Below are 18,474 nucleotides of genomic sequence, written 5' to 3' on the forward strand. Positions count from 1 at the left end.
GCCATAAAAAAAATGATCGAAAACGTAAAAATATTAAACACAGAGATTCTCTCTGATAACTGGTATACATTAAAAAAAATAACTTATACGTATACACTGAAAGATGGTTCATCCCAAACGCAGGACAGAGAAGCATATGACCGGGGAAATGGTGCTACTATCCTTTTATACAATAAAGAACAGCAGACTGTAATCCTTACCAGACAATTCAGGCTGCCCACATATATTAACGGAAACAGTTCTGGAATGCTGATTGAGGCTTGCGCCGGCTTACTGGACAAGGACAATGCTGAAGATTGTATCAAAAGAGAAACCGAAGAAGAAACAGGTTATAAAGTAACTGAGGTTCGTAAGATATTTGAAGCATATATGTCCCCGGGATCGGTTACTGAGATTTTACATTTCTTCGTTGCCGCATACTCTAAATCGATGAAGGTAAATGAAGGTGGTGGGCTGGAACATGAGCAGGAAAACATAGAAGTAATGGAAATTTCTATAGACCGGGCTATGCAAATGATAGATAGCGGAGAAATTATGGATGGAAAAACGATTATCTTACTCCAGTATGTTAAACTTCACAACCTGCTGTAGATTTCCAGAATCACAGGATTTCTGGCCGTGTCTGCAACTTAAACAGATGTGACCAGCTCTAAGCACTCTAACTGAAACAAATGCAGGAGAACGCCTTAAAAGCCTTCTCTTGTTTTTAGTTAAAAAATAATTTCATAAATCCCCGGGGTTTCTCGGATCCAATATGGGATTAAAGGAGCTTATGCTATATATTTGATAAATAAAAACTTAATCATAATATGATTATCTAATTAAAAACAAAGCATTTATTAATCGAAAAAGACTATAAATTCAATAAGCCCGGTTTGGATATACAACCCTGGAATGATAAAGTTAATACTATGGAAATAATTGACCCCTTTGGAAACAGGTTAACATTTAATGGCTAATCCAATGCTTTTTGAGCATTAATGATTACCATATCCCTCTCTACCTCTTCACCGGCAATACTTCTGACCTTTTCTGTATGCAGATTGACACTGATAATACTGAAACCACAGCCGCGTAACAGTTCTTCTGCTTCATGCTGGCTGTATAAATGAAAATCATATGGTGTAAAAGGAAGTTTCTCCATGAACTCTCTGGTACCAAAGGTCAGACTAAATATCCCACCAGGTCTGAGCACTCTTAAAATTTCAACGGCATAAGCTTTTGGATCTTTCCAGAAATATAAAGTGTTTACTGTAAAGATCTTTGTGAAAAAATCAGCCGCGAAATTTAACTTTTCACCATCTGACAATGAGAAATCTGCCCTGCCGGAAGTTACAGCGTCCTTATTTAACTTTATAGCTTCGCTAACCATCAGCGGTGATATATCTACACCATAATAAAGCAGATACTTAATCTCATTTAAGAGTGCAGGGACATGAAATCCGTTCCCAGGTCCTATTTCCAGCAATACGTCATTGGGTTTTGGATTCAGAGCCGAAATAGTCAGCGCAATCATATTGCCGTTAGTGGCAGCCATACTTTCGGCAGTCTTTACTCCCTGCGCTCCGCTAGGGCAGCTCAATTGCCCTGCTAACTCTTTAAAATCAGGTTGATTAGGTTTTTCAGCCATGCTTTTTTTGTTGCTTATTTTGAAAAAAGGATAAGATTTGTACCTGTATTACCCGCACTCTTTTGTGCGGGTAACCAGGATTTTAATAAATATTACTGAACACAGTATTTTTATCCTTGCCTAACCGTTATTGTATATATTGAGACAGGAAATCGCTGCTTTGATAGTCCAAAGGTACACTATTTAGAATCATTCTACGTTATTTAAATCTTTGTTACAATCTCATGACAATAACAAATGGTCTTTACAGCTTAATCAGATCGATAATCTGACCTAAATAAATCTCATCTGTCTCATCAAACTGAGAAAGCTCAATACTATCGACATCAAGCACACCAATTACAACATCGTTCTTCATTACCGGCAGAACTATCTCAGATCTGGATGCCGAGCTGCAGGCAATATGACCTGGAAATTTCTCTACGTCGTCCACAATAATAGTTTTAGCATCTTGCCATGCCTTCCCGCACACTCCTTTTCCAAGTTTAATTCTGGTACAAGCTACCGGCCCCTGAAACGGACCTAAAACCAGCTCCTCTTCTTTAACCAGATAAAAACCTACCCAAAGCCATCCAAACTGTTCTTTAAGTGCTGCAGAAATATTTGCCAGATTAGCAGTCAGATCCTGCTCTCCATATAACAAAGCTTCAATTTGAGGTATCAGTGATTGATATTGCTTTTCTTTACTTTCAGTTTTTATAATTACCAGGTCTTCTGCCATTATTCAATTTGCTATAATAAAGCTTTAAAATTAATCAATCAGCTGGAAATGGGTGTAAAGGATACGTAATATTCTATCAGAATGCCTAGAAATTTATCTGATAATTTGTTTGTGCTTTTTTTTAGCTGCAACTTCGTCAGATTTTTAAGCCATTAATATAATTCCCATATGAGAGTAATTGCAGAACTGCCACACCCTGAATGTAAAATCACATTGTTCAATATGAACCAGAAATATATTGTAAAATTTGAACAGGGAACTCTGGAACAAAGCTACAAATTATCTGAACTGGATTTGACCGGAGGAGGAGCAAATGAGATTTTCCAACTGCTGGACGAGATATTTATTGCGACTGTAGTGGAGCGTTTTAAGACTATGCGTACTGATTTTTCAGCAGCTTACAAAAGACAAGAGTATTAGTTAAGAATACAACACATAACACACTGTAATACAACGTATTTAAAAATAAATCAGAATATTATTCTGTATTTAGATGAATATTTGAGTGATATAAACTAAGATTCAGATTAATATATCCACCACAACTTTAAATACTTAAAATCAACAATAAGGTATACAGATACTTATAATAGTAAACAATATAATATTTTGCGATCAAAAATGACAAAATATTATATTGTTTACGATTAAATGCTGATAAAACAGCGTTAATCTAATTTAAGAAAAAGATCCTGAACAGACATCATTAATCAGGAATAATCACTCTATTAAAGACCAATAACCCCTATCTTGAATTTGGGAAGACTGAAGCAAAACACCACAGCATCTCCTTCCATATTCAGCTTTAGCTCTCCCATATTTTTTTCAATAAAGTCCCGGCACAATTGCAGCCCAAGTCCTACGTCCTACTCCCCGCTCATTTAAAGTTCCATAGGGAGGTTGAAAATCTGTATTCTTCAAAAGCTGATCCAGATTGGCAACACCTGATACCGCATTGCATATATCAACGTAAATAAAGCTCTCGTTTTCTCAGATTTTAAGACGGATATATTTACCTAATGGAGTAAATTTAATTGCATTATCAATCAGATAAGATCTGAAGCACAAAAAAAGCCCGGCTTCACGATTATGGATCTCCTATTTTGAATAGGAAGAACCGTCGTAAAGCCGGGCCTGATAAGGAGTTAAAAAACAGGATCTACATCCATCTGAAAATCTTCGTCTCTCAGATAAAGTATCTCCGTACTTTTTTCGTAGTTCGTTGACTTTTTAGAAAAGAAATCATGTTGAGTAGTTTCACCATTTAAACCATTTAAAACTATAGAGTTAACGGCTTTTATCTCAAACAATTCTTCAAAACCAAGATTCATCATGGCTTTATTGGCATTATAACGCACGTATTCTTTTACATCGGCGGTAAGTCCAACTTCAGTATATAATTCATCAGTATATTTCAACTCATTCTCATACAATTCCATCAACAGGCTAATCAATTCTTCTTTACTTTTTTCCGGATTTGGCAGCTTCTTATAGACATCCTGCGCAAGGAGCCCAACAAAGACACCATGAATAGATTCGTCAGCAACGATCTTTTTGATAATATCTGCACTTGCTACCATCTGCCCTTGCCCGGCAAGCCACAAAGGCATAAAAAACCCACTGTAAAAAAGGAAAGATTCTAACAAAACGGATGCTGCAAGCCCCATAAACAAATCTTCATTGCTTACTTTAGCTGCATCCAGACTCCTGTAATGTTTATCAATTGTTGCTGCTTTAAATTGCAACAGCTTATTATTCTCTACCCATTCGAACAACTCATTGATCTCTGCCGTGCTATTTACTGTAGTAAAGATAGTTGAGTACGATTTGGCATGAATAGCTTCCATCATACACATGAAAGAAAGTACGGCCTTATTTTGTAAGCCATCGATATGATCGAGTAATTTAGGCATACCAGTATGGCTCTGAATGGTATCAAGCAGTGTTAAACCACCTAAAGCTCTTTTATAAGCTTCCTGAATTTCAGGAGTTAAAGATTTCCAGCTATCGATATCTTTAGAAGGAATATATTCTGTATCAATCCAGAACTGACGCAGATTCTGCTCCCAGAACATGCCGGCATAATCATTTTCCGGAGTATTCCAGTTTACCGCTTTATATTGACTCATTTATGTCTGATTTAAATCTTGTTATTAAATTAAAAGCCTGATTAAACTGAGCAGGAAACACACTCATCAATTGACGCTTTACGTGTACGGGTATAATACAATGACTTCAGGCCTGCCTTATGTGCATAGATATAATATTTGGCAATATCACGTGTACTATCTTTGGTATTGGTATGCAGAATAGTTGAAATCCCCTGATCCACATGTCTTTGAATTACGGAGATTAACCGCAATACATTTTTCTGATCCATATCATAAGCAGACTTATAAAAGAAATAATTGTCATTATTCAGATACGGCATCGGATAATAAGTAGTACTATCACCATACTCTCTAACCTCTATAACGTCTACCACAGGCATTACAGAGGCCGTAGCATTCATAATATATGAGGTAGACTGATTAGGCGCTATAGCAAGCCTGTAAGCATGATAAAGTCCATGTTCTTTAACGTCATTCATTAAAGCGGTCCAGTCCGCAGTCGTAGGAATAGTCATTCCTTCAAATAATGCAGCGATCTTATCATTCACAGGAACAATGTCCTTAGCGATATAAGAAGCAAAATAGTTTCCGTTTGCATATTCAGACTGTTTAAAACCCACAAAAGTTTCATTTTTCTCTTTTGCAATCTCCATTGAGCTCTGAATAGAGTAAAAATTAACCATCATAAAGAAAACATTACAGAAATCAAGAGCTTCTTTACTTTCGTACATAATGAAATTCCTGGCCAGAAACCCATGCAGGTTCATCGCTCCCAGACCAACACTATGTAATTCCTTATTTGCTTTCTGAACAGAAGGAACCATAGCGATATTTGTCATATCAGAAACTACGGTAAGAGATCTCATTGCTGTTTTAACCGCTTCTTTGATTCTCTTGTTTTCCATAACCGAGGCGATATTCAAAGAACCCAGGTTACAGGAAATACCATAACGGATTTTATCTTCTTTACCATAGATTTCTATATCAGAAACCTCTGAAATCTGCATAATTTCGGTACACAGGTTAGAAAATTTCACGCTCCCTATGTCTTTTAATGCATGTCCTTTATTCGCATTGCCTTTAAAGAACAGGTATGGATAGCCACTTTCCTTTTGGGTCTGTGCAATTTTAACCATCAGATGTCGTGCATTAATCTTTTTCTTTTTAACCAGGGGATTGGTCACAAGTTCCTCATACATCTCGTCCATATCCATTTCATCCAGATACTTTCCGTACTGCTTTAATACAGTGTGAGGATGGAAAAGATAACAGGCTTCGTCTTTTTCGGCCAGCTCCATAAATTTATCCGGAACAACAACACCTATAGACAACGATTTGATTCTGACTTTCTCATCTACATTGATCTTTTTACAATCAAGGAATTCTTCAATATCGGTATGAAAAACATTCAGATATACAGCTCCGGCTCCCGGACGCTGCCCCAGTTGATTAGCATAAGAAAACGTATCTTCCAGTATTTTCATAATTGGGAGTACACCACCAGCACGGCCTTCCACATCTTTAATAGCCTCTCCTCTGGCACGGATTTTAGATAAATTGAAGGATACACCACCGCCAATTGAAGACAATTTCATAGCAGAATCCACCGCATAGCCGATACCATTCAGGTTATCACCTATTTCATCCAGGAAACAGGAAACCAGTTCTCCTGAGCGTTTTTTACCAGAATTTAAGAAGGTTGGTGTTGCTGGCTGATATTCCTGATTAATCAGCATTTCAGCGTATGATTTAGCCTGCCCGACATCTCCTTTTGCCAGAAACAGAGACACTGCAACAACGCGGTCTTCATAACGTTCCAGGAATTTCTCACCGCTGTCATCTCTCAGTGCGTAACTCTGAAAGAATTTAAATGCACTCATAAACGACTGAAACCTGAATTTCTTTGCGTATACAAGGTCATATACTTCTTCCATCTGCTCATAGGTGTACCATTGATAAAAATCAATATAATACTCCTGTTCTATCAGATAATCTATCTTCTCTTTTAAAGTATAAAAGAAAACAGTGTTTTTATTTACATAATCCAAAAAATAGGAACGAACAGCTTCTTTATCTTTATGAAGGCTGAATTCGTCGTCCTTTTTAATCATGATCTCATTATTTAATAAGATCCACTTTTTCGTTACCATATCATTAGCCCTCTATTTTGTCTATAAATTTTTGGATATCTGCCATTGTTCCTGAAAGCTCAAACTGCATCAGAATTGGTAATTTAAACTGAGCTGAAATTCTCGTAGCCGCCATAGCGTAATTAGCCCCCCAGTTCTTGTTACCACTTGAAGAGATAGATTTTATCATACTGCTATTTTCGTTCAGAAAACGTAATGTAGAAAGTGGAACCTCTCCAAATCCTGTAGTATAGGTAATCAGGTGCCCTTCGTGCAGGGGACGCAAGGCCTCGTCTATCTTTTGAATAGTCCAGTCACGTTGTAATTTCAAACGGTTTACAAATCGCTCAACATTACCAGTTTTACTATCGTAATAAATCCAGGTCATCGGCTCTGTGTAACTCTAAACTGCTACCAGTACTGATAATTCTTCAGGTTTAAAACCTATTACTCTTGAAAGCTCCTGTTCCTGTTCTAATAAGATTACTGTTGGTACTGACCTAACGCGGAATTGCATAGCTAATTCGGGTTGGTTAAACGGATTGATTGTTTCATAGACAACACCTTTTCTATCAAGATATTCTGAAACCATGTTGCATGGACTGCAATCGTCTTTTTCAAATTTGATTATTCTTTTTGTGCTCATAGTGAAGATTTTATTAAATCAGCCCTCTTGCCGACCTATTTTAGCGGAGCTCAAAAATGCAAATTTCCATTTAGACAGATTCTAAATGTTATCAACACCGGTGGAAAAGACAGCAATAATTATGACTGATTATTTACTGAAACACCAATTAATTTAGTTAAACTTTGTAAAAGATTTTCGCAATTCACTAACACGAAGAACATTGCGTTTTTTTCACGTCTATTGCTCCGACTTTCAATTCTTCTTCATCACATTTTTGCCCTATGGAAAAAAAATGTGATCAATTCCATGAACCTATCCGGGAAAGATTGGCCTGCTTTCTGCGCAAATCTATTTTTGACCTGAGTTGTTCCTGGTTGATTATTATCCTATTTGCCGGCAGATCAAGTTCTTTAGGATTCACATCCTGGTAATGCATACTCTTTGCTTCGGTCCTTGTCCCTTTTCCTTCAATGGCCAGTACAACTCCTTCAGTCCATAAAACTGGATTAGGTGAAAAATCAAAACCAGGTTCGTTGGTATACCACAAAATGAACTGATCGGTTATTTCTTTTTCCACACCCTGAATTTTGTGTTTTAATTTGATACTTGCAGTAACCTGATGACAGTTGAATCCTAATATCTGTTTGATCTCATCAGACTTAGTATACTCAATTACCGGAGCCGGGTGATTGACACTATCTCCTGGAACAGGTAGTATACCGAGCTTATCTTCCACTAAAAAGAGGGTATCATTCAGCACAAATGCCTGTAGCAGGTGGTGATTTTCAAAATTATAGTAATAGTGTCTGCTTGGTCCTGCCCCAAAAAAGCCTGATCCGCTATAGTGGGTATGCTTATTTTTGTTTGGTTCAGCAACCTGCCTGTAGATTCCTTTGTCCGGATTAAACAATAACTCAAAACTGGTTATTGAACTCCCGGGCATTCTGGCTGCTGCCTCATTACTTAGTTTTATACCATTTGCTGCAGTCAGAGCAGCAGGATCAAAAGTACTCTCAAACTTTATTATCCCAGATTTCCCATTCTGTGCATAAACCTGAACAGAAAATACCATCAGGCTAAACACTACCACAAATATTCGTTTCATATCTGCCTGTGTTATGCAAAAACGATGCTAAAATATAGTAGCGAAATGTTAAAAAAAGTTAAAGCCTTCAACTAGAGTCCGGCAGATCAAATCATTTCAAACAATTGATTTTCAATCCATTTACCGAAATACATCCTGCAAATTTCAGTAGCTTCAGGAAGAAAAACAAAATAACCGGCAACAACCTATGAAAAATCAATTATTAACACTTACCGCCATCAGCATACTTTTGCTGGGGGCCTGTAAAAAAACACAAGATCAGCCAGCTACCAATGAAGCTGCAACTACAGGAAAAGAACAGGTAAAAATCCTTGCCACTACATCAATGGCAAAAACTATGGAAGTCCCTTCTGCCGCCATGTTGACAGGAAACAATAAAGTCCCCATTCTATTTGTACATGGTTTTCTGGGTTTCGGGCCAGATGAAGCCTTTGGAGCCTTTCATTACTGGGGAGGATTCACTGATATTATAAAAGATCTGAATGATCAGGGTTATCCATCATTCGCCACTTCGGTGGGGCCGGTCAGCAGTAACTGGGATCGTGCTGTAGAATTGTATTATTACATCAAAGGAGGTAGTCCTGATTACGGTCAGCATCACAGCAGCAAATTTGGCCACAAGCAACATGTAGCACGTACCTTTAAAGGTATTTATCCTGAATGGGACGAGAACCACCCTATCAGTCTTGTTGGCCATAGTATGGGTGGGACAACAATAAGAAAGCTAATCACGTTACTGGAAAAAGGTGATCCTGATGAAAAACCGGGTGCAGAACCAGGTTCACTTTTTGCGGGAAATAAAAAAAGATGGGTAAAGACGGTGGTGACTATCAGTACCCCGCACAACGGCACCACGCTAACCAGTATACTTGGCGTTGGCAATTCATCCTTTATCCTGGGTGCACTAAACAGTGTTGCTTCACTGGCAGGTGGATTTGGCAGCAATAGCCTCTATGATTTTGACCTGGATCAGTGGGGATTGGAAAGAAACCCTAAAACAACAAATTTCTCCACTTATTACAACAATGTTAAACAAAGCAGGTTATGGTCAACCAAAGACTGTGCAGCTTATGATTTATCCCCGGATTTATCATTTAAGCGAAATAACACAGATCTTGATTCAAAAGATATATACTATTTTTCTGTTACAACCAGATGTACAAACCCCGGTATACTGACCGGCCGTGAATATCCCGGAATAACAACCTTTCCCGTGCTCTATCCCTTCGCAATATCCATGGGTAGTTACACACTCAATGAGCCTGGAAAACCTGTTTTCGACAATAAATGGTGGCCGAATGATGGTATAGTGAACGTTTATGGGGAGAGTGGGCCTTCCAATGGAATTATAAAAGAATATGATGCTAATTCAGTTTTACAAAAAGGCGTCTGGAATCATCTGGGGGTATATAACGGTTATGATCACACTGCAATTATAGGAATAGGCACCCTTATCGATGTAAGACCTTTTTACCGGAACCTGGTGCGATTAATCACTTCTATTTAGCGATTACGCAACAACTGAATCGTAAAGGCAAATCCCGAATAAATGGAAGAGATTCAAAATCAGCAACCTACTGCGTGAAATTAAAGCTATATCTAAAAGAAATTCAAAGCAGAAAAACAGAGTTTAGAATCAAAGGACATTTACACAAGGAATCCAAAGTAAAAACCCGCATTTTGTAAAACTTTACATGGTGAAAAACCTGTTTCTGTGTATTTTTAAGCGAAACAAGTCAATTTTATTTCTGGTAGCTTTCCTACCAGAAATAAAATCTGACGATTTGCAGCTAAAAAGACGCAGAAACTAGTATTCGAGCCACCCGTTTGCTAGGACATCTGCAAGATGCATGGTTTTAATGGGGAGACTATTTTTATCGATATATCCCTGTAAATGCATCAGGCACGATAAATCTGTTGAAATGATATAATCGGCATCCTGATCAAGGGCGTGATTTACCTTCTGTTCAGCCATGGCAGAAGAAATAGCGTCAAATTTTACTGCGAAAGTGCCACCAAACCCGCAGCACATATCGGTTTCCTTCATTTCCAGCATTTCAAGACCATGAACTTTTTCAAGCAAACGGCGCGGTTCTTCTTTAATCTTGCATTCTCTAAGGCCGCTGCATGAATCATGATAAACGGCTTTACCTTCCAGTTCTGCACCAAAATAATCCTTTTTAACCACGTTGATTAAAAAGTCTGAAAGTTCAAAAATATTTCCCTGTAGAGTTCTGCATTTATTATGCACGGTAGAATTAGTAAAAAGATCATTAAATCCATTTTTCACCATTCCTACACAAGAAGCAGAGGGTGCTACGATATAATTAGAGGAAGAGAAGTCATTCAAAAACTTGGTGCCGGTTTGCTTAGCCTCTTCCCAGTACCCTGCGTTATATGCAGGCTGGCCGCAGCAGGTCTGATTTGGATTATAACTTACTTCACAACCTGCTTTTTCCAAAAGTTTAACAGTACTGAAAGCCGTTTCAGGATATAACTGATCAACAAAACAGGGGATAAATAATTCTACTTTCATTAAAAAATATTAGGATCTTTCTATGTACTAATTTACTTTTTCCAGTCTGGCAACACCCGACTTATCTTCATCTACTTTTTTCGGGTTACCTTTATAGTAAATAGTTGTTGCCCCCGAAGTTTTTGCCTTAAGTTCATTCAGTACATTAATATTCAGTTTACCTACACCTTCAACATTAAGGTCATAAATCCCTGTAACAAAGTCAAATGCATTCATCTGTATTACACCTTTACTTTTCACCTGATGAACACCTGCCTGTCCGATGAGGTTGATATGTGCCTCCCCATCTGTGGTGGTCGTTAGTTTTCCGGCAAATAATTCGAGATTAATTTTAGTTGCTCCTGATGATTTAATGTCAAGATCGTTTACATTGATTCTGGCAGAAGAATAAATATGACTTGCCCCTTTAGCGTCAAGCGTTTTAAGTTCACCGATACCAGCGCTTACAATTACCGAGTCTTTTCCGCAATATTGCTTAGGATCAAGCGCTATCACCAGACCATTTTTGTTAACCTCAGCTTTCACCAGGCTGATTACATTAGAGTCTGCCTGTATATTAACCTTATAGCTGCTGTCCTGGCGCAATAGCAGTTTAACCGGCCCGCTTACGACAATTTCATTATAGGGTTTTACTGTAAATTCCTTAGTGGAATGCAGACCTGAATCTTCTACACATTTAGTTTCACATGCTGTAAAAAGCAAGGGTAGAGCTAAGCTAAATAGGAATAATTTCTTCATGATAATTTTTCAAGGTTGATCAAAGGTAATAGTTTTTGCCGTCTGTTTTAATTTTACCTGCATCTAACAGCTCCCGGATGCGGTTTAACTTATCCTGATCGGTACCAGTTTTAACCTGATTTATCAATTCATCAAGTATCCGCGGTTCCGTTTGAATCAGCGTTATAATTTCAAAATCTATTCTATCTTCCAGTTCTGCAAGGTCTTCATTTCGTTTTTGTGCAAGACAAACATCACATACCCCACACTGATCTGCATTTGGTTCATCAAAATAAGATAATAACTGGATACTTCGGCAAATAAATGTATCTGCATAAGCCAGTACCGCACTGATTTGTTCAGACTGTATCTTTTTTCTGAGGGCGATATATTTAACATCGGTATCCAGATGAAGCAGATCTACCCTGGCCTGAATAAACTGCAACTGAGGCTGATCAGTTTGAGGAAGATAGGAAATTAAACCCTGATCCTGCAAATTATTCAGCTGACGTACTACATCATTAAAAGAAACCTTTAGTTTTTTTGCAAGATCACTTTCGCTGATATTGGCATAATGGTCAAACATTCCTCCATAAGATCTCAAAATGGCTTTAATCAGCGGATCATAACCAGAATTTTCAATCTGGAAGCGGTAAACATCTTCATTACCCGCTGTAAATAATAAACGGGAAGGCAAAAATATATTCTCAGATAGGGTAATATAACCATCATGCTCCAGAAACTTTAAAGCAGCCATAGTTTTAATCACTCCCAATTTGAATCTTTTGCAGAAGTCGGCCAGGTCAAAACTAAAGTTAATACCTGCCCCTGCCCCATATGCCAGCTGAAAATAAGTTCCGAGATAATGATAAGTCTTTTTAATCTCCTCTACCGATGGAAAGCTATCTGTATATTTCGCCTTCAGTGCCAGCTGATCTGCAGAATTAGCCAGCAAAACAGCAAAAGCTCTTTTCCCATCCCTGCCTCCGCGTCCTGCTTCCTGATAATAAGCTTCCAGACTTTCCGGAAGATCAAGATGAACAACAAAACGGACGTCAGGTTTATCTATCCCCATTCCAAAAGCATTTGTTGCAACCATCACTCTGATTTTATTCTGTTTCCAGGCTTCCTGTTTTCTGGAACGTTCATCTTTTTCTATTCCTGCATGGTAAAAATCAGCAGCGATCTGGTTTCTCTTCAAAAAAAGTGCAACTTCTGAGGTTTCTCTCCGGTTACGCACATATACAAGCCCGGTGCCCTTCACATTGGTCGCAATATCAATCAGCTTTTTATATTTATCCTCCAGGCCAAAAACCACATAACTCAGATTTTTACGGGCAAAACTCTGCACAAAGATCTCCGGATCTTTAAGAGCCAGTTTTTCGACAATATCTTCCCTTACAAAAGCTGTTGCTGTTGCTGTCAATGCGATAAAAGGTACGTTTGGATGAATTTCGCGCAATGCGGTAATCTGCAGATAAGATGGTCTGAAGTCATAACCCCACTGAGAGATACAATGCGCTTCATCAATCGCAAACAGATTCACATTCATATAGGAAATGCGGGTTCTTACCAGATCAGACAACAAACGTTCAGGCGAAAGGTAAAGAAACTTAACAGGGCCATAAATACAGTTATCCAGCAAAATGTCGATTTCTCTTTTGCCCATACCTGCATAAATAGCAACAGCATTAATACCTTTTGCCTTTAAATTTTCTACCTGATCTTTCATCAGAGCGATCAATGGCGAAACGACAATACAAATCCCCTCTTTTACCATGGCCGGGACCTGGAAACATAAAGATTTCCCACCTCCGGTAGGCAAAAGTGCCATAACATCCTTTCCTTCCAGTACCGCCTGAATAATATCCTGCTGTAATGGTCTGAATGAATTAAATCCCCAATATTGTTTTAAAATATCTGTTTCGTTCATAAAAATGCGCTATATCCCCTGTGCAATCACAAAGCCGCAAGCCCATGCCCACTGAAAATTATAACCACCAAGCCAGCCTGTAACATCTACACATTCCCCGCCAAAATACAGTCCCGGCATTTTTTTACATTCAAGAGTTTTGGAAGACAACTCGTTTGTATCTATTCCACCACGCATAACTTCTGCTTTATCATAACCTTTATCACCTGCTGGCTTCACTTTAAACAGATGAATAGTCTGATGGATTAATTCCAGCTCTGTTTTTGTCAGTGAGGCTACCTGTTTATCTACAGGCAGATACTTGCTCATCGCATCGGTAAACTTTTTTGCATAATACCTGTTCATCAAGGTAGACAATAAAGTCTTTCCATTATGTTTTCTTTCTTCTTCCAGAAGTGCAGTAATATCTTCGCGAGGCAAAAGATTAATATTAATACTTTCTCCGGGTCTCCAGTAAGAAGATATCTGTAAAACAGCCGGCCCGCTTAATCCCCAGTGTGTAAATAAGATATTCTCTTCAAATGATATCTGATCATTGCTGACTTCGCAAAAAACTGAATTCCCTGAAAGCTGCGCATACCAGTCTTCTTCTTTTCCGGTGATTGTCAGGGGAACCAGAGCTGGTGCGGTATCTATAATGTTTAATCCGTTTTTACGGGCAAAACGCAATGCAAAATCTGTCGCTCCCATTTTTGGAATAGGCAATCCGCCTGTAGCAATGACCAATTTTGGAGTATTCAATGTATATGTTTTGCCTGATTGCTCATAAGTGACCAGATAAGAACCATCTTTTTGTATAATATCAGTTACATCAGCATTACATTTTATTTCCTGTCCAAAGTCTGAACACAACTCAGTAAAGATGTCTACGATGTCTTTAGCGTTCTTATGTTCAGGAAATAACTGTCCGAGGGTCTTCTCTTTACCATTAATCCCATAGGTTTCAAAAAAGCTAATCGTATCGTCAACCGTCCATTGTGTAAAGGCCGATTTACTAAAGTGCCTGTTTCCTGAAATAAACTGTTCATCAGTAGCGAACATGTTGGTATAGTTGCATCTACCTCCTCCGGAAATCAATATTTTTGCTCCCGCTTTACTTCCTTTCTCCAGTATAATCACTCTCTTACCGAGGTATCCGGCTTGTACTGCACACATCAATCCGCATGCGCCTGCCCCAATTATTATAGCATCAGCCTCCATCAAATCCGTTTATATTGTTATTTTTGTGCAAAATAAAGCCTGTTTAAATTTATATGATCAAATTGTTTACAGCTTATTTTTATTGAAACAAAGTTAATCTATATTCTGACAGCTATCCTGTCTGAATATAATTTGACGAAGTTGCAGCTAAAAAGAAGCATAAACAAATTATCGGATAATTTTTAGACAGACATAAAAGCATATATTTTCAAATTGACATGGCAAAACAAATAAGTGAGTTAAAATTAGGTATTCTTGGCGGTGGACAATTAGGGCGAATGTTAATTCAGGAAGCCATTAATTATAACCTGACTACGCTGGTCCTGGATCCTGATCATGATGCTCCCTGTAAACATCTGGCAAATTACTTTGAATGCGGATCGATTACTGATTTTGATACAGTATATAAATTCGGTAAAAAAGCAGATGTAATCACTATTGAAATTGAAAAAGTAAATATTGAAGCTCTGGAACAACTGGAAAAAGAAGGAAAAATGGTGTTTCCACAAGCCAGAGTAATCCGTTTAATCCAGGATAAAGGTATACAGAAACAATTTTTCAAAGAAAACGATATCCCTACTGCACCTTTTCAGCTGGCTAATACCAAAGATGATTTACTGAATTCAAGCTTCCCGTTTCCATATATGCTCAAACAGCGAAAAGATGGTTATGATGGCAAGGGTGTTATGAAAATCAACAACGTGGCAGATCTGGACAATGCTTTTGACAGCCCGTGCCTGATAGAGGAACTGGTTGATTTTGAAAAAGAAATTGCAGTTATTGTATCCAGAAATTCTAATGGTGATGTAAAAACCTTTCCTATGGTAGAAATGGAATTCAATGATGAAGCAAATCTTGTTGAGTTTCTGATCTCCCCTTCTACCTATCCTGAGCATGTGCAGGAAAGAGCAGAAGTGATTGCTAAAAAAATTGCTGCTGCTTTAAATATAACAGGTCTGCTGGCAGTAGAAATGTTTATTACCAGGGATGGACAGATATTAGTCAATGAATTGGCACCAAGACCTCATAACAGTGGTCATCATACGATAGAAGGCAATTATGTATCTCAGTTTGACCAGCATTTACGCGCTGTGTTTAACCTGCCTTTGGGCGATACGCGCGCGATTAATAATGCGGTAATGCTGAATGTTCTTGGCGAAAAAGGACATGACGGGGTAGCAAAATACCAGGGTCTTGAAAAGATCATGGCGATAGATGGTGTTTATGTACATCTGTATGGTAAAAAATATACAAAGCCTTTCCGTAAAATGGGTCATATCACTATTGTAGACCAAAACCGGGAAGCTGCTATTGAAAAAGCAAATTTTATTAAAGAAACACTAAAAGTAATATCTTAATGAGCGCACGGGTAGGCATAATTATGGGCAGCAAGTCGGATTTAAATATCATGAACGATGCTGCTGACATTTTAAAAGAATTTGGAGTAGAGTTTGAAATGACGGTAGTTTCGGCACACCGTACACCGGAAAGAATGTTCAGCTATGCAAAAGATGCTGCTTCAAGGGGTTTAAAAGTGATCATTGCAGGTGCCGGTGGTGCTGCGCATTTACCAGGCATGGTAGCATCTATTACTGTTTTACCTGTTATTGGGGTTCCTGTAAAGAGTTCTAACAGTATTGACGGATGGGATTCGATACTTTCTATATTGCAGATGCCGAACGGGATTCCTGTGGCTACTGTGGCGTTAAATGCGGCTAAGAATGCTGGGTTGCTTGCGGTACAGATATTGTCTACTGCAGATGATAGTCTGGCTGTAAAGATGCAGGGGTATAAGGATGAGTTGAGGAAAAAAGTCGAAGAGTCTGCCTCAGAACTCTAAGGTACAGTAAAAGAGATAAAAAACCAGACCTTGTATATGCGGGCTAAGTTCCTATAGAACTAATGCCCGCATATACAAGGTCTGGTTTTTTATTTCAACTGGTTTTCCTGACCTGGTTGGAGTTCTTCGTTGATGTTGGGGGTTGATGTGTTGTTTGGATGTTACTTGTTGGTGTTCATAGTTGGTGAACACTTTCCGATAATCTTAGTTGAAAATCCCTTTTTGAGATGATTAGTTGGGAACACTTTCCGATAATCTTAGTTGACAACCCTTTTTTGAGATGATTAGTCAGGAACACTTTCCGATAATCTTAGTTGACAATCCTTTTTTGAGATGATTAGTTGGGAACACTTTCCGATAATCTTAGTTGACAACCCACTTTTTGAGATGATTAGTCAGGAACACTTTCCGATAATCTTAGTTGAAAATCCCTTTTTGAGATGATTAGTCAGGAACACTTTCCGATAATTTTAGTTGACAGCCCACTTTTTGAAATGATTAGTCAGGAACACTTTCCGATAATCTTAGTTGAAAATCCCTTTTTGAGATGATTAGTCAGGAACACTTTCCGATAATCTTAGTTGAAAATCCCTTTTTGAGATGATTAATCAGGAACACTTTCCGATAATCTTAGTTGACAATCCTTTTTTGAGATGATTAGTTGGGAACACTTTCCGATAATCTTAGTTGACAACCCACTTTTTGAGATGATTAGTTGGGAACACTTTCCGATAATTTTAGCTGACAACCCTTTTTGAGATGATTAATCAGGGGGGCCTTTCCGATAATCTCTTGAATATTCCTCTTTTACATAACTCATCAGAAGTACCCGGATTGTCTAAAACTAAAGATCCTTATTCATGAGACTAAATAGATGCATTTACATATTTTAGCGAAAAATTTTTACAATTACAGAAATGAAATCTATCATCAAATTAACATTATTCAGCTCATTAATATTGCTGTTCTTCATTCAGAAAGCCTCAGCACAAGGTGAAACAGTCATGACACCATCCAATGGATCTGTGGGATCACTGGAGAACAACTTACTCTTCTATGCGGATACCAAATACAAGGTTTCCCAGAGTGGAAGTACTGCATTAAACCTGGCTGTTCTTTTTGACGGAAACTTTCAGCCTTCTTACTCAGAACCCATCAATCCTGCTGACCCATATGTCATACTAATCGAAAATCTACCTGTTATTCACGTACAGCGGGCTGCCTGGATCGGCTGGTCAACCAGATACTACCCACCTACAAAGTTTAAAATCGAAGTTTATAATGCCTATCAGGGAGCTGGTAACTGGGTCACCATTGCTGATGTAGATAATTATCAGCAATATAGCTTCATGACTCCTCTTTCCTCTGTCGCACCTGGAAAAATAAGACTGACTTTTTATAATACAAGCGGGGTGGAAAATAGATTAGGTCTTTCAGAGATATTTTTTATACATCCTGAGGCTACTTCTGCCTATGATAATTTACTGGTCAGATACAGCCCTACCGGAAATGTCGGACTTGGCGTTGATAACCCAACCGATAAGCTTGCAGTAAGAGGCACAATCAGGGCAAATGAAATTAAAGTGATGCCGGATGTATGGCCCGACTACGTTTTCTCTAAGGGCTATAAACCCATGAGCCTTCCTGAACTGGAAAAGTTTATACAAACGAATCAACACCTGCCAGAAGTACCATCTGCCAAAGAAGTTGAAACAAATGGGATCGCCCTGGGGAATATGAACAAAGTACTATTGCAAAAAATTGAAGAACTGACACTCCACCTGATTGAGAAAGACAAACAAATAGAAATTATGAAAAATGATCTTGAAATCTGGAAGAAAGAATTACTAAAACTGAAAACAAAAGTCAATTAGTAAAATATAATTATTATCCCTGAAAATTCTTTATCCCTAAAAATTCTGGT

Annotated in this window: 18 protein-coding genes; 7 read left to right on the forward strand and 11 right to left on the reverse strand. The window is 38.2% G+C overall.

Features of this window, described 5'->3' with window-relative positions:
- Positions 1 to 12 precede the first annotated feature (12 nt).
- Positions 13 to 591 (forward strand): GDP-mannose pyrophosphatase NudK, encoded by a 579-nt coding sequence (gene nudK, locus PL_RS03530; RefSeq protein ID WP_348621020.1) that lies wholly within the window; start codon positions 13 to 15, stop codon positions 589 to 591.
- Between the two features lie 251 nt (positions 592 to 842).
- Positions 843 to 959: a glyoxalase superfamily protein gene (locus PL_RS25995; RefSeq protein WP_410429571.1), complete on the forward strand. Its 117-nt coding sequence runs from the start codon at positions 843 to 845 to the stop codon at positions 957 to 959.
- Here PL_RS25995 and PL_RS03535 read toward each other — a convergent pair.
- Both PL_RS03535 and PL_RS03540 read right to left on the reverse strand, forming a co-directional pair.
- The gene (locus PL_RS03535) at positions 956 to 1,630 is read right to left on the reverse strand and encodes a class I SAM-dependent methyltransferase (RefSeq protein ID WP_041885871.1); all 675 of its coding nucleotides are present in this window, start codon (positions 1,628 to 1,630) and stop codon (positions 956 to 958) included. The two genes, PL_RS25995 and PL_RS03535, sit on opposite strands and share 4 nt — an antisense overlap.
- A gap of 244 nt (positions 1,631 to 1,874) precedes the next feature.
- The gene (locus tag PL_RS03540) at positions 1,875 to 2,351 is read right to left on the reverse strand and encodes a GAF domain-containing protein (protein ID WP_041885873.1); all 477 of its coding nucleotides are present in this window, start codon (positions 2,349 to 2,351) and stop codon (positions 1,875 to 1,877) included.
- A gap of 168 nt (positions 2,352 to 2,519) precedes the next feature.
- Here PL_RS03540 and PL_RS03545 point away from each other — a divergent pair, with 168 nt between their 5' ends.
- Entirely contained in the window at positions 2,520 to 2,771 is a 252-nt protein-coding gene (locus PL_RS03545) for a hypothetical protein (RefSeq protein ID WP_041885876.1), read from the forward strand.
- A gap of 725 nt (positions 2,772 to 3,496) precedes the next feature.
- Here PL_RS03545 and nrdF read toward each other — a convergent pair.
- The 5 genes from nrdF to PL_RS03570 form a co-directional block, all read right to left on the reverse strand.
- Positions 3,497 to 4,480, reverse strand: a complete 984-nt coding sequence (gene nrdF, locus PL_RS03550) for a class 1b ribonucleoside-diphosphate reductase subunit beta (RefSeq protein WP_041885878.1) — start codon at positions 4,478 to 4,480, stop codon at positions 3,497 to 3,499.
- 41 nt (positions 4,481 to 4,521) lie between these two features.
- Positions 4,522 to 6,612, reverse strand: a complete 2,091-nt coding sequence (gene nrdE / locus PL_RS03555) for a class 1b ribonucleoside-diphosphate reductase subunit alpha (protein WP_041885881.1) — start codon at positions 6,610 to 6,612, stop codon at positions 4,522 to 4,524.
- 4 nt (positions 6,613 to 6,616) lie between these two features.
- Positions 6,617 to 6,979 (reverse strand): class Ib ribonucleoside-diphosphate reductase assembly flavoprotein NrdI, encoded by a 363-nt coding sequence (nrdI, locus tag PL_RS03560; protein WP_348621024.1) that lies wholly within the window; start codon positions 6,977 to 6,979, stop codon positions 6,617 to 6,619.
- A gap of 15 nt (positions 6,980 to 6,994) precedes the next feature.
- The gene (locus PL_RS03565; RefSeq protein WP_041885882.1) at positions 6,995 to 7,237 is read right to left on the reverse strand and encodes a thioredoxin family protein; all 243 of its coding nucleotides are present in this window, start codon (positions 7,235 to 7,237) and stop codon (positions 6,995 to 6,997) included.
- 280 nt (positions 7,238 to 7,517) lie between these two features.
- Positions 7,518 to 8,324, reverse strand: coding sequence for a hypothetical protein (locus tag PL_RS03570; RefSeq protein ID WP_152620384.1), 807 nt, complete (start codon positions 8,322 to 8,324; stop codon positions 7,518 to 7,520).
- Between the two features lie 187 nt (positions 8,325 to 8,511).
- Here PL_RS03570 and PL_RS03575 point away from each other — a divergent pair, with 187 nt between their 5' ends.
- Positions 8,512 to 9,831 (forward strand): esterase/lipase family protein, encoded by a 1,320-nt coding sequence (locus tag PL_RS03575; RefSeq protein ID WP_041885886.1) that lies wholly within the window; start codon positions 8,512 to 8,514, stop codon positions 9,829 to 9,831.
- 300 nt (positions 9,832 to 10,131) lie between these two features.
- Here the strand turns inward: PL_RS03575 and PL_RS03580 are convergent, their stop codons facing one another.
- The 4 genes from PL_RS03580 to PL_RS03595 are packed head-to-tail and all read right to left on the reverse strand — an operon-like array spanning position 10,132 to position 14,710.
- Positions 10,132 to 10,860: a (Fe-S)-binding protein gene (locus PL_RS03580; RefSeq protein WP_041885889.1), complete on the reverse strand. Its 729-nt coding sequence runs from the start codon at positions 10,858 to 10,860 to the stop codon at positions 10,132 to 10,134.
- Between the two features lie 27 nt (positions 10,861 to 10,887).
- Entirely contained in the window at positions 10,888 to 11,598 is a 711-nt protein-coding gene (locus PL_RS03585; RefSeq protein WP_235324644.1) for a head GIN domain-containing protein, read from the reverse strand.
- Positions 11,599 to 11,617: 19 nt separating this feature from the next.
- Positions 11,618 to 13,510, reverse strand: coding sequence for a RecQ family ATP-dependent DNA helicase (locus PL_RS03590; protein ID WP_041885894.1), 1,893 nt, complete (start codon positions 13,508 to 13,510; stop codon positions 11,618 to 11,620).
- Positions 13,511 to 13,519: 9 nt separating this feature from the next.
- On the reverse strand, positions 13,520 to 14,710 hold the full coding sequence (locus PL_RS03595; protein ID WP_041885897.1) for an NAD(P)/FAD-dependent oxidoreductase: 1,191 nt from the start codon (positions 14,708 to 14,710) through the stop codon (positions 13,520 to 13,522).
- Between the two features lie 218 nt (positions 14,711 to 14,928).
- Between PL_RS03595 and PL_RS03600 the strand changes: the two genes are divergently transcribed.
- From PL_RS03600 to PL_RS03610, 3 genes are all read left to right on the forward strand, one after another.
- Positions 14,929 to 16,068: a 5-(carboxyamino)imidazole ribonucleotide synthase gene (locus PL_RS03600; protein ID WP_041885900.1), complete on the forward strand. Its 1,140-nt coding sequence runs from the start codon at positions 14,929 to 14,931 to the stop codon at positions 16,066 to 16,068.
- Complete coding sequence (gene purE / locus PL_RS03605; protein ID WP_041885903.1) at positions 16,068 to 16,550, forward strand: 5-(carboxyamino)imidazole ribonucleotide mutase; 483 nt, start codon at positions 16,068 to 16,070, stop codon at positions 16,548 to 16,550. The genes PL_RS03600 and purE overlap by 1 nt, the downstream gene beginning before the upstream one ends.
- A 917-nt stretch (positions 16,551 to 17,467) precedes the next feature.
- On the forward strand, positions 17,468 to 18,424 hold the full coding sequence (locus tag PL_RS03610) for a hypothetical protein (RefSeq protein ID WP_052496653.1): 957 nt from the start codon (positions 17,468 to 17,470) through the stop codon (positions 18,422 to 18,424).
- Positions 18,425 to 18,474 lie beyond the last annotated feature (50 nt).

The sequence above is a fragment of the Pedobacter lusitanus genome, assembly GCF_040026395.1.
GTDB lineage: Bacteria > Bacteroidota > Bacteroidia > Sphingobacteriales > Sphingobacteriaceae > Pedobacter > Pedobacter lusitanus.